This is a genomic window from Streptococcus sanguinis (genome assembly GCF_050234405.1).
Lineage (GTDB): Bacteria > Bacillota > Bacilli > Lactobacillales > Streptococcaceae > Streptococcus > Streptococcus sanguinis_W.
Genome location: NZ_CP092117.1, coordinates 1,091,943 through 1,104,673, shown reverse-complemented (window position 1 = coordinate 1,104,673; position 12,731 = coordinate 1,091,943). Strand labels below are relative to the sequence as shown.

At 41.9% G+C, this 12,731-nt stretch carries 10 protein-coding genes; 3 read left to right on the top strand and 7 right to left on the bottom strand.

The annotated features are described in order from the left end of the window. Positions 1-38: 38 nt before the first annotated feature. The 6 genes from MFP28_RS05580 to uvrC form a co-directional block, all read right to left on the bottom strand. Entirely contained in the window at positions 39-527 is a 489-nt protein-coding gene (locus MFP28_RS05580; protein ID WP_002906433.1) for a prolyl-tRNA synthetase associated domain-containing protein, read from the bottom strand. A 12-nt stretch (positions 528-539) separates the two neighbouring features. Then, on the bottom strand, positions 540-1,124 hold the full coding sequence (locus tag MFP28_RS05575; RefSeq protein WP_002906432.1) for a uracil-DNA glycosylase family protein: 585 nt from the start codon (positions 1,122-1,124) through the stop codon (positions 540-542). Between the two features lie 53 nt (positions 1,125-1,177). Beyond that, positions 1,178-2,584, bottom strand: a complete 1,407-nt coding sequence (gene pepV, locus MFP28_RS05570; protein ID WP_002906431.1) for a dipeptidase PepV — start codon at positions 2,582-2,584, stop codon at positions 1,178-1,180. Between the two features lie 69 nt (positions 2,585-2,653). Continuing rightward, on the bottom strand, positions 2,654-3,259 hold the full coding sequence (locus MFP28_RS05565) for a nitroreductase family protein (protein WP_032915902.1): 606 nt from the start codon (positions 3,257-3,259) through the stop codon (positions 2,654-2,656). A gap of 196 nt (positions 3,260-3,455) precedes the next feature. Beyond that, the gene (locus tag MFP28_RS05560) at positions 3,456-4,001 is read right to left on the bottom strand and encodes a hypothetical protein (RefSeq protein ID WP_002906429.1); all 546 of its coding nucleotides are present in this window, start codon (positions 3,999-4,001) and stop codon (positions 3,456-3,458) included. Positions 4,002-4,151: 150 nt separating this feature from the next. Further along, positions 4,152-5,987 (bottom strand): excinuclease ABC subunit UvrC, encoded by a 1,836-nt coding sequence (gene uvrC / locus MFP28_RS05555; protein WP_002906428.1) that lies wholly within the window; start codon positions 5,985-5,987, stop codon positions 4,152-4,154. Between the two features lie 364 nt (positions 5,988-6,351). Here uvrC and MFP28_RS05550 point away from each other — a divergent pair, with 364 nt between their 5' ends. The 3 genes from MFP28_RS05550 (at position 6,352) to MFP28_RS05540 (ending at position 9,884) form a co-directional block, all read left to right on the top strand. After that, positions 6,352-7,608: an extracellular solute-binding protein gene (locus tag MFP28_RS05550; protein WP_002906427.1), complete on the top strand. Its 1,257-nt coding sequence runs from the start codon at positions 6,352-6,354 to the stop codon at positions 7,606-7,608. Between the two features lie 81 nt (positions 7,609-7,689). Continuing rightward, a complete protein-coding gene (locus MFP28_RS05545) occupies positions 7,690-9,048 on the top strand; it encodes a carbohydrate ABC transporter permease (protein WP_002906426.1) in 1,359 nt (452 codons plus the stop codon). Beyond that, complete coding sequence (locus MFP28_RS05540) at positions 9,048-9,884, top strand: sugar ABC transporter permease (RefSeq protein ID WP_002895328.1); 837 nt, start codon at positions 9,048-9,050, stop codon at positions 9,882-9,884. The genes MFP28_RS05545 and MFP28_RS05540 overlap by 1 nt, the downstream gene beginning before the upstream one ends. A 163-nt stretch (positions 9,885-10,047) precedes the next feature. Here the strand turns inward: MFP28_RS05540 and MFP28_RS05535 are convergent, their stop codons facing one another. Then, a complete protein-coding gene (locus tag MFP28_RS05535) occupies positions 10,048-12,609 on the bottom strand; it encodes a CAP domain-containing protein (protein ID WP_002906425.1) in 2,562 nt (853 codons plus the stop codon). Between the last annotated feature and the right edge of the window lie 122 nt (positions 12,610-12,731).

The following is a 12,731-nucleotide window of genomic DNA, read 5'->3' as shown; positions in this document are numbered from 1 at the left end:
AGCTGGATAATACTACTCTAACTCAGTAAAACGGTTAGTTAAAGCTCAAGAACTTGGTAAGAGTAGCCCAAATCCTCCAAGAATTTAAACAAATCTGTTGTAGAAATAAAGATGGTCTTTTCATTGGTATTGGGATGGAAAGTCATGATATCCTCTGATACGATGTCCTTATCAAAATAAACTTGAATATCTTTTTCCTCATTGTTGAGCAGACCAAAAGGTGAAACCGTTCCTGCTGATAGGCTCATTTTTTCAGCCAAGGAGTCCAATGAAGCCATACGAATTCGGTTGGCTGAAACCAGCTCTTTAAACAAATTCATATCCAAACTCTTCTTATCATCCATAATCAGAAGGTAATACTGAGTTTTCTTCTTATTGGTCAAGAACATGGACTTGGTTCGAACGCCTTCCATACCTTCAATATAGCTATCTGCCTGCTCTGTCGTAAATGCAGGTGGGTGCTCTACTACATCAAAGGTAATCCTCAACTCTTGCAACTTATTAGCTACCTGTTGATAAGCATCCATAGTTTTTCTCCTTTATTGATGAATAATCTTTTGCACCAATGCTTGTAAGTCTGGAACAACCTGCTCTGCAAACCAAGGATTTTTAGCTATCCAGATTTGGTTGCGGGGCGATGGGTGTACCAAAGGGAAAAAATCAGGCAGGTAGTCTTGATAATGCTGAACTGTCTCGGTCAGCTTGATATTTCCTGTTTGATGCAGATAATATTTCTGTGCATACTGACCAATCAAAATGGTCAGCTCAATATCTGGCAAAAGCTCTAAAATCGGCTGATGCCATTTGTCCGCAAAGTCCTTACGAGGCGGTAAATCACCAGATTTCCCATGTCCTGGAAAATAAAAATCCATGGGCAAAACTGCAAAGTAGCCAGAATTATAAAACGTGTCTTCATCAACATCCAGCCATTCCCTCAGTCGGTCACCACTCTTATCTTTCCAGTAAAGCCCTGCCTCTTGAGTTTTCAGCCCCGGCGCTTGACCAACAATGTTAATTCGAGCATTTTTTGGTGCCGCAAAAAGCGGCTTGATCCCTTGCTTCGTAAATTCTTTATTTTCTGGGTCGGCCATGATGGCCTTAGTAATATCATCTAATGTATGCATAGCAGCTCCTTGCAAAGAAACTCATTTGGCAAGACCAAACGAGTTCTTCTTTTTTATTTGATTAATTCGTAGATAGCTTCCGCGTAAATGGCCGCAGCACGGAAAAGGTCTTCTACATCAGTAAATTCGTTGGCTTGGTGCATGGTGTTGACATAGTCTGGGAACATAGCACCAAAAGCCACACCGCGCTTCAAAAGACGGCCAAAAGTTCCACCACCAATGACTTGCTCATGCCCTTTGAGACCTGTTTGTTTTTCATAAACACTCAAAAGAGTTGCTACCAATTCATCATCTGCTGGAACATAGTGTGGAGTGTGTCCGTGTTCAGACAAGCTCACAGACACAACACCAGTAACTTTTTCAAGACCGGCCTGAATTGTTTTCGGATCAGTACCTTGAGGGTAACGGATGTTCAGAGCAATGGTATTGTCAGCCTTGGCACTGTCAAAATGGAAAACACCAGCATTCATGCTGAGAGCACCCATTTTAGCATCTGTATAAGCAATTCCTAACTTCTCACCTGCAAAGTCCTCGTGCAGAACTTGAGCTGCAACTTCCAGATAAGCTTTGGCGTCACCAGCAAAGTCAAATTGGTTAAGGAAGAGAGCTAGATAGGTTGCTCCGTTGATACCGTCCTCTGGTGTAGAACCATGAGCTGATTTCCCAATGACTGTCACTTCAAGAGCGTCGCCACTTGCTTTCAGACTAGCTGAAACCTTTTGCGTAGCAGCAAAGTCTTGTAATTTGGCATCCAATTCCTCTGCATCAACTGGTGATGTAAAAATAGCTGTCGCTGATTCTGGCACCATATTCTCACGAAGTCCACCAGTGAAGCTCTTGAGTTTAAAGCTGCCATCATTACTGTTACCAAAGTGGAGATATTCTGTGATATTCCCTTTTTCACCATTAATGATTGGAAATTCCGCATCTGGTGAGAAACCAAAGTCTGGCTCAGGCAAACCAACATGCTTGAAATAATAGTCCATGTCTTGCCAACCGGATTCCTCGTCTGTCCCCACCACAAAGCGCACACGCTTAGATACTGGCAAGCCCAAGTCTTTGATGATTTTCAAACCGTAGTAACAAGCCATGGTTGGCCCTTTATCATCAGACGAACCACGCGCATAAAGCTTACCATCAATAATTTCAGGTTTGTAAGGATCTGTATTCCAACCACTTCCAGCAGGAACCACATCCATGTGGGCAAAGATTCCCAATTCTTCCTCACCCTCACCAAAAGTAAAGTGGCCAGCATAATTGTCAACGTTCTTGGTTTCATAACCATCGCGTTCAGCGATTTCTAAAAACTTATGCAGAGCTTGAACAGGACCAGGTCCAAAAGGATGTTCCTTGTCTGCCTTGGAATCGTCCCGTTCTGAGTTGATTTCTAAAAGACTGAACAAGTCAGCTAAGAGAGCTTCTCTTCGTTTTTCAACTTCTGCTTTAAAATCAATTGTCATTATATTACCTCAATCTATAATTCGATTTAAATCGATATTGTTACGAATTAAATCACAAATGCAATTATATCAACGTTTCTCAATGATTTCATCAACCGGCAAACGATAACTTGGTTCTAGTTTTTCATCTGTATAACCAACCGTAATCAAGAGTTCCGGACGGAATCGCCCATCAATTTCTAAAACCTCATTAACCTTAGATTTATCGAAACCTAAGATAATGTTAGAGCCGATACCTTGGTCAGTCAGAGCCAGAACAAGATTCATGGCCACCAGACCAGCATTGAGAGATAAATAATCGCTCTTTTGCTGCTCACTATAGCGAGCAAACTCAGCAGGCAGATTCTGCATGTAGAATTGGAGCTGTTCGTCAGAGAAATTCTTAACTCCAGCCACACGCGCAATCTTGCGAGCCCGCTTGGTTAAATCAGTATCAGTAAAGAGTGCAATGGTCACTGGAGCTTCTTTAATCTGATCTTGGTTAGAGCCAAAAGCAATTTCTGCTAAGTCTTGATTGCGCTCTCGTACTACTACAAATTTCCATGGCTGGCTATTGTGGGCACTAGGTGCCAAAGTCGCAATTTCAATCGCTGTACGGACATCCTTTGGATCCACAGGTTTATCATTGAAATGCTTGGTTGCGTGACGCTTTTTATTGAGTTCTAGAAATTTCATAAGTCGCATCCTTTTCTAAATATACTAGCTCCATTTTATCATATTTTGTAAGAGTTTGCAGAAGTTTTTTATTGGGAGAAACTTTACACCGTAACTGTTATGAACATTTTAGGCTTTCTCTCAAATATTCTTTCTTCAATTGATTTTAAATTTTAGGAATAAAAAAAGCAGGTGATAGTCACCTACTTTGTAGATATTACTGAGCTGACGTAAGTGGAGCAAGAGCTTTATAAGCACCTTCAATCGCTTTCTTCATAGTATCACGTCCTGCTTTCAATTGCTGAGCAAATAAAGCACGATTTTGTTCTGGAACTTCTGTATCATCTGAACCAACACTTGAAAGCGTTTCATTAAATGTCTCTCTTGAAGTTTCCATAGACTGAATTGCTGGTTCTACTTGTTGATTGTATGCTTCTTTCCCAGCCTCAGGTACTTTAGCCCCGATTTCATTTATGTACTTTTTATAATTATCAATCAACTTACTAAAGAGGGCTTTCATGTCACCGATTGTTTTAGCATTGTCAATTTCTTCATCTGTCAAAAGAACAATTTCTGGGATTTCTGCATTTGAACTAGCTGTTTTTGATGATGTTTCAGAGCTACTTGATTTATTCTTTGAAGTAGATTTTTTTTCTACAGAACTTGAAGCTTTTTCAGAAGAATCTGAAGTTGTTTTTCCAGAACATGCTGCTAAAGTTATAACCGATAAAAGCGCTACACTAGCCGTAATAATTTTTTTCATTACTGTCTCCTATTAATAAAGAATAGATATATTATAATACAAAATTATTTTATTGTCAAACATTATAGGCATTATACTAGTCACTCTATTTCTGCTATTTTTCTCATTATAGAAAAAATTCAGCATACACAGTCCTCATCTGAGATTTGTCTATTCTAAATCTGCTTGCGTTTCTGCCACCTCTCGCAACTGTGTTTGTTCCCGCTCCTGAGTTTTCGGATTTAACTTCTCCCGCACTGCTTCTGCCACTGCTCGCGGCACGCCGACTTCGACGATTTGGTCGACACTTGCTTCTTTAATCTTGGTTAGAGATTTGAAGTGTTTCATAAGATTTTGCTTGCGCTTAGGTCCCAAGCCTTCAATGCCATCTAGTTGCGACGAGAAGGAATTTTTAGACCGGAGCTGGCGGTGGAAGGTAATAGCAAAGCGGTGGACTTCATCTTGGATACGCTGAAGTAGGAAAAATTCCTGCGAATTGCGGGATAATTCTACAACCTGCAGAGGGTCGCCAAAAAGCAATTCATGAGTTTGGTGCTTGTCATTTTTTTGCAGTCCAGCGATGGGAATATCCAATCCCAACTGCTCCTGAATAACTTCTTTAGCGACATTGACCTGGCCCTGTCCACCATCAATGACAATCAGATCAGGCGGAGTCAGTCCATCCCGAATCACCCGACTATAGCGCCGCTTGATGACCTCACGCATACTAGCGTAATCATCCGGTCCTATGACAGTCTTGATCTTATATTTGCGATAATCCTTCTTGCTAGGTTTACCATTGACAAAGACTACCATAGCTGATACAGGACTGGTCCCCATAATATTGGAGTTATCAAAAGACTCAATACGAACAGGTGTTGGAATGTTAAGGAGCTGCCCTAGATTCTCAATAGCACCTTGGGTCTTTTCAATAGATTTCTCCAAGAGGTCAAATTTCTGCTGGAGACTAACTCGGGCATTTTTGATAGCCAGATTGACCAGCTGTTTCTTTTCGCCTCGCTGGGGCTTAAGCACCTTGGTATCCACCATAGCTCGGACCGCTTCTTCGTCAATATCTGCTGGAATCAAAATTTCATTGGGCTTGAGGTGAGATTTTTCCTGATAAAATTGTCCAATATAGGTTAAGAAATCCTCATCTGGATCATTGTAATAGGGAAAAAGATTGACGTCACGCTCGATTAGCTTGCCCTGGCGGACAAAGAAGACCTGTACGCACATCCAGCCCTTATCCACATGGTAGCCAAAAACATCCCGATTCTGCAAATCCTTGGCCATGACCCGCTGCTTGGTTCGCAGGGTGCCAATGGACTGAATCAAGTCGCGGTACTCAGCTGCTTTTTCAAACTCCATAGCTTGCGCTGCGCCAGCCATTTTCCCCCGTAAATCCTCAATAATCTGGTCATCCTGCCCCTTGAGAAAGGCCGCTACCTCCTGGGCCAGCTCCTTGAAATACTGGCTGTCGACTTGGCAAATAGTGTGGGCCTTGCACTGCCCCAGATGGTAGTAAAAGCAGACCTTTTCAGGTGGATTGGTACACTTGCGGAAAGGAAAGAGCCGATCTAAAAGCCGTTTGATTTCATTGGCCGCGCCGACGTCCGGATAAGGTCCGAAATAAAGCCCGCCATCCTTTTTGACTTGGCGCGTGATGATGAGACGCGGATAGGTTTCGTTGGTAATCTTGATAAATGGATAGGACTTATCGTCCTTGAGCATGATATTGTACTTGGGCTTGTTTTCCTTGATTAGATTAATCTCCAGAAGCAAAGCCTCAATGTTAGACTCGGTGACAATAAACTCAAAATCCTCAATCTCAGAAACCAGGGCCTCAGTTTTGGTGTCATGACTGCCACGGAAATAAGAACGAACCCGATTACGAAGATTCTTGGCTTTTCCGACATAGATAATGGTACCGTTTTTGTCTTTGTGAATGTAACAGCCGGGACTGGTCGGCAACAGTTCCAGCTTTGATTGGATTAGCTTATTCATAGGTCTATTATAGCAGAAAAGAATAGCATACAACAGAAAGACGTTAGAATGTTAGAAGATCAAAAGTTTTATTCCTTTCTTTGGTAATACTGAACTATAACTTGTCTTTATATCTTCTTGCATGTACCAAAAATCTATCTCAAAAGAAACATGATTTTCTTCACAATAAAGCGTTTTCTAGGTAAAAATCAAGCAAGCGATTGCACAGCCATTTTAATAGGCTTTTATTATATAAACAGAAATAAAATAGAAAAATTTTAGAAAAATTAATATATTTTTAAAAAAATTTCAAAAAAAGACTTGACAAAAATTGCAAACGGTTGCATAATAGAATTGTAAATAAAAATTCCGGGAGGAAATAGGAATGAAAACATGGAAAAAAGTGGTATTAGGCAGTGTCAGCTTGCTGGCTGCAGGAACGCTGTTAGCAGCTTGTAGCTCGAATAGCAGCAAGGAGAGCTCTTCTTCTAAAGCCGATAGCAAGACCTTGAAACTTTGGGTACCAACCGGTGCTAAAGATTCTTACTCTGATACAGTTAGCAAGTTCGAGAAAGAATCAGGCTACAAGGTTGACGTAGTCGAAATGGAAGATCCAAACGCTCAGGAAAATCTGACAAAAGATGCTAGTACTGCTGCCGATGTTTTCTCTCTGCCACATGACCAACTTGGTAAATTAGTTGAAGCCGGAGCTATCCAAGAAGTTCCTTCTAATATGGCAGAAGAAATCAAGAAGAACGATACAGAACAAGCAGCTATTGGTGCTCAGTACAAAGGTAAAACTTATGCTTTCCCATTCGGTATCGAGTCACAAGTAACCTACTATAACAAGTCAAAACTTTCTGCTGACGATGTTAAGTCTTATGAAACCATCACTTCTAAAGCTAAATTCGGCGGAAACTTGAAAGAAGTTAATGCCTACGCTACTGCTCCACTCTTCCTTTCTGTTGGCGACACTCTCTTTGGTAAAGATGGTGAGCAAGTAGACGGAACAAACTGGGGTAACGAAGCTGGTGTGAACGTTCTGAAGTTCATCGCAGCTCAAAAGAATAACAGCGGTTTTGTAAACGTAGATGCTTCTAACCTTCTTGCTAAATTTGAAGATGGTTCAGTTGACGCTTTCCAATCAGGCCCATGGGACTACGCAGCTGCTGAAAAAGCTGTCGGCAAAGACAACCTTGGTATCTCTGTTTACCCAACAGTTAACATTGGTGGACAAGACGTTCAACAAAAAGCTTTCCTCGGTGTAAAACTTTACGCAGTTAACCAAACACCATCAAACGGTGACACTGAACGTATCGCAGCAAGCTACAAACTGGCTCAAGCACTTACTAGCAAAGAAAGCCAAGAAAACCAATTCAAGTTTGAAGGACGTCACATCATCCCAGCTAACAAAGAAGTACAAGAGTCTGACGATGTGAAGAAAGATGCCTTGGCACAAGCTGTTATCACAATGGGATCTTCTGATACCTACACAACAGTTATGCCTAAACTTAGCCAAATGTCTGTCTTCTGGACTGAAAGTGCTGCAATCCTCAGCGATGCTTACAATGGTAAATTTGGTGAAGATCAATACCTCGCAAAATTACAACAGTTTGATAAAGATTTAGCAGCAGCTAAATAATCCTCAAACGAATAAAAATAAGCATTGAAGTGAGGAGGGCAGCCTCCTCACTTCTTTCTTTGTAAATATAAGGAGAATACTATGACTCAGTCATCCTATGACAATGCATCCATGGTTCAGGTCTTTAAAGAGGGAACCTGGGATGTCAAACTCTCTTTTCTGGTAATGGGACTGAGCAACCTTGTAAACAAACAATTTATCAAGGGGCTGCTCTTCCTCTTCTCAGAAATTGCTTTCCTGATTGCTTTTGCAGTCCAAATCATACCAGCTATTGGCGGCATGATTACATTGGGGACTCAAGAGCAGGGAGAGGCTATCAAAAAAGTTAACGGTTTGGAAATCACCGTTCAAGTAGCGGGTGACAACTCTATGCTGATGCTGATTTTTGGACTTGCTTCTCTTATCTTCTGTGCAGTCTTCGCCTACATCTACTGGTGTAACCTGAAAAGTGCTCGTCACTTAATAGCTCTCAAGCAGTCCGGTCAGAAGATTCCTAACTTCGTTGAGGACTTCAAAACCCTTGCTGACGGCCGCTTTCACATGGGCCTAATGAGCATCCCTCTTATCGGAGTACTGCTCTTTACCATCTTGCCTCTGATCTATATGATCTGTTTGGCCTTTACTAACTTTGACCATAAGCATCCAGCTCCTAAGTCACTCTTTGACTGGGTTGGCTTCTCTAGCTTTGGCGATGTTTTCTCAGGTCGCATGGCTAGCACCTTCTTCCCACTTTTAGGCTGGACCTTGATTTGGGCGGTTGCTGCGACAGCTACTACTTTCTTCTTCGGTATCGTTTTGGCTCTCTTGCTCAATACCAAAGGCCTCAAGTACAAGAAAGTTTGGCGCACACTCTTCGTTATTACTATCGCAGTTCCACAATTCGTATCCCTGCTCTTGATGCGTAATTTCCTGAATGACAATGGACCTTTGAACGGATTATTGCAAAGCCTCCATCTCATTCAGCATCCAATTCCATTCTTGAGTGACCCTGTTTGGGCTAAGTTCTCAATCATCCTTGTCAATATGTGGATTGGTATTCCATTTACCATGCTGGTAGCGACTGGGATTATCATGAACCTCCCTAGCGAGCAAATCGAGGCTGCTGAGATTGATGGAGCTAGCAAGCTTCAAATCTTCAAGAGCATTACTTTCCCTCAAATTCTCTTGATTATGGCGCCGTCACTCATCCAGCAGTTTATCGGAAACATTAACAACTTCAACGTTATCTACTTCCTGACAGGCGGTGGACCTACTAACTCTTCCTACTATCAGGCAGGCTCAACTGACCTCTTGGTTACCTGGCTCTATAAACTGACCGTTTCTGCCAAGGACTACAATCTAGCATCTGTTATCGGTATCCTGATCTTTGCAATCTCTGCAGCCTTCAGTCTCTTAGCTTATACTAGATCCGCATCATTCAAGGAAGGAACTGCTAAATAATGAAAAATAGAAAAAAACTCAGTTTATTAGGGATTTATGTCTTACTGGCTGTTCTAGCGTTTATCTGGCTAACGCCGATTATCTGGATTTTTCTGACCAGCTTCCGTGGTGAAGGCTCTAATGCAGTCCCTTACTTCTTTCCTAAGACTTATACTCTTGACAACTATATCAGACTGTTTAATAACAACACATATCCTTTTGTTCAGTGGTTTATGAATACCCTGATTGTTGCAACAGCGACCTGTATCCTGTCTACTTTGATTACTGTGGGTATGGCTTACTCACTCAGCCGTATCAAATTCAAGCATAAAAATCGTTTCCTCAAGCTGGCTCTGGTACTTAACATGTTCCCAGGCTTCATGTCTATGATTGCGGTTTACTACATCTTGAAAGCACTCAATTTGACACAAACCCTTACATCACTGATTCTGGTTTATTCAGCTGGAGCGGCTCTAGGCTTCTATATTGCTAAAGGTTTCTTTGATACAATCCCATATTCCTTGGACGAATCCGCTATGATTGACGGAGCGACCCGCTTCCAAATCTTCCGGACTATTACATTGCCGCTTTCAAAACCGATTATCGTCTATACAGCGCTTATGGCTTTCATGGGACCTTGGGTTGACTTCATCTTTGCCTCTGTGATTCTAGGCGATGTCAAGGAAAAATATACAGTGGCTTTGGGACTTTTCCAAATGCTTAATAAGGACGCCATCAATAAATGGTTCTTGCCATTCACATCTGGAGCGATTATCATCGCTATCCCAATCACTCTTCTCTTCATCTTCATGCAGAAATACTACGTAGAAGGTGTAACAGGCGGAGCAGTCAAATAGAATCTATTATGTATATCAAAAACTTCCGACAATTAATATCGGAAGTTTTTATCTTTCTTAGAAAATGTGGAACTTAACTCCTCATCCCTTTTATATGAGATTGCTTATTAACTTGGACAAAAAAATGAGTCTGGAAATCATTCCAATCTCATTTTTTATTTCATTAATTATAATCTTCGTCTCTGCGACGGCGCTTGTTCGTTCCCAAAAAGGCAGCTGCACCAAGTGCCATACCAAAAATTGCAAGGCGTTCTGCTTCTGAGCCAGTATTTGGCAGAATAGCAGGAACTGTTGGAGCCTTATCAGCTGTCGTAGCCACGCTAGCAAGTTGAGCTGCAGGATTTACAACAAAATCAGTAAACGCACCACCACCTGCCGCTTGAACGGCACCCGTAGTGGCTCCTTTGACTTCACGAGTGTTCGCATGAACTTCTGCAGTCTTAGCATCTGAATCTTTCTTAGATTCATCCTCTGCACCTGGACCAGCAGCTCCGCCTTTTACAGCAGTTAGAGTCTGTTTATCTTCACCTGAGCGATAGTTACTATTCAGAGCATTTCCATATAGGAGAGCTGCTTGATTCAAGATATTCAAGAGAGTTTCATAATTCGCTTGAAGACTGTTGTAGGATTCCTCAAGGACAGCTAAAGTTGCAGTCTCTTGATTTAAGATTGCTTGTTTAGCTTCAAAATCAAGCTGCGCTTCTGCCAACTCCCGCTCTGCTTCTGCAAGTAACTGAGGAGCATTTTGAAGGTCAATAACTTTCTTTTTAGCTGCAGCTAATGTTTTTTGAGCAGACAGCAAGTCCTCTTGAGCAGTTGTCAAATTAGCTTTCGCAGCTTCTTGAGCAGACTGAAGTTCTGCCAACTTATCCTTAGCTGCCGCTAGAACTGCCTGAGCATTGCTCAAGTTAGTTTGGTAAGGAGCCAAGCTTGCTGCAATCTTAGCTGTTGCTCTGTCAAGAGCTTCTTGCTTGAGAGCAACATTCTGCTTAGTCAAAGCTAGATTATTTTCAGCAGTTGCTACCTTCTGACGAGCTGCTTCAACTGCTGCAATTTGAGCTGCCGCTGTCTTTTGAGCATCAGCTAATTGAGCATTTAGGATATTGATAGCTGATTCCTGACCAACTTTTTGAGCCTTAAGTTCAGCTAATTGATTCTTAAGTGCTGTAACATTAGCGTTAGAACCTGCAGAACGACCACCACCAGCACGCAACAACTGCTCCATAGCAGCAACAGTCAGCAACGTACCATTATTAACACGCTGGTTAAAGTTGCTAATGTGATGGAAACCAACCTCGGATGTACCATGAGGTGTGCCAAATTGGTTTGGATGCTTATCATAAGCTGCTGAGATAGCATTGGCTTTATTGTCCATCATCTGAACATAGTGACCAATCTGAGCAAACACACCTGCTCCAACTCTCATGTAGATAGCATTAGCATCAATCTGAGTTTCATCAGTAGGCAGTCCATATTGCGCCGCAATCTGCTGGTAAAGTGTTTTTTCTTCATGCCAGAAATTGACAGCTCCTTGTGGGTCAAAGCTAGTCGCTACATTTTCGTTACCAATCAACTTACCCATGTGCCAGTTATTACGCTCAAAGTAGATAGTCTGAATCTGGCTAGCCACATTCGCATACGGATCAACCAACAGCTCTTGTAAGCCGGCATTACGACGGTAAGCATTAATCGCTTTAACCAACTCTAAAGCTTGCAGGTTATTTTCTAGACTAGCTGGACTGGTTGGGTCAGAATTAACTGAGATACCAAATTCATTTTGTCCGCGTTGGTAAACAGCAAGTGCATTGTTAGCAGCATCACGAATTTCTTGATTAGCCGCATTGTTACGAACATTTTCTAAAAATTGAGAATAAGTCGTATTGCGAAGGTCAACAGGAGCTGTTGCTGCTGCTTTCTCAGCAGCAGGAATCTGTCCTTCAAGAGAGCTGATAGCTTGATTGGTTTGGCTCAAAGATGCCTTTGCCTGATTGATTTTATTCTGGATTTCAGCCTGCAATTGTGGAGCAGAAGACGCTGCTTGTTCCGCCTTTGTCAACTCAGTCTTTGCATTGTCTAAAGCGGTCTGTGCTTGACTTTGCTGGCTCTTAGCAGTTGCTACAGCTTGCTCCTCTGAGTTAAGTGGTGTTTTAGCTTGTTTCAATTCAGTCTCGGCAATGTCTACCAGAGATTGGCTCGCCTTAATAGTATTCGCTTGATCTTTAACGGCTTGGTCTGCCTTGGCAGCTTTAGCCGCTGCTTCTCGAACAGCAGTGTCTTTTGCGCCAACCTCTTGCTCTGCTGTTTTTGCTTCCGTCTCCGCCTTAGCAACATTTTCTTCTGTTGCTTCTGCCTGCACTTCTTTAGCAGTCTCAACAGCGGCTTCAGCCACTTTCACACTAGTTTTTGCATCTTCAGCTTCTGTTTTAGCAGTATCTACTATCGATCTTTGCTCATCAAGTTTAGCTTTGGCTACTTCAGCATTTTCTTGGGCAACAGCTACATCTGCTGCTGTCACTGGTTTCTCAGTTACTTCAGTCGCTTTTGGAGCTGTTACAGTTGATTCAACCAACTCATCCGCGTGCACTTGATGGGTCAGTCCACCAGAAATAATAGTTGTAGCCGCGATACCAGTCGCTACAACAGACTTGCCTATTTTCTTTTCCATAATCAATCTCCTTTTTATAATCTCACATACTATAATTAACCTGGGTATAGCAGCCCGCATAGTAATATACTATCACAAAACGCTAGTATTAACTAGTAGCAAACGTATAGTTTTAATAGTTTTTTTATTACATTTTAGTTACAAAAATGTTTTATTAGAAAAATAAGCTGGTTTTTCCAACA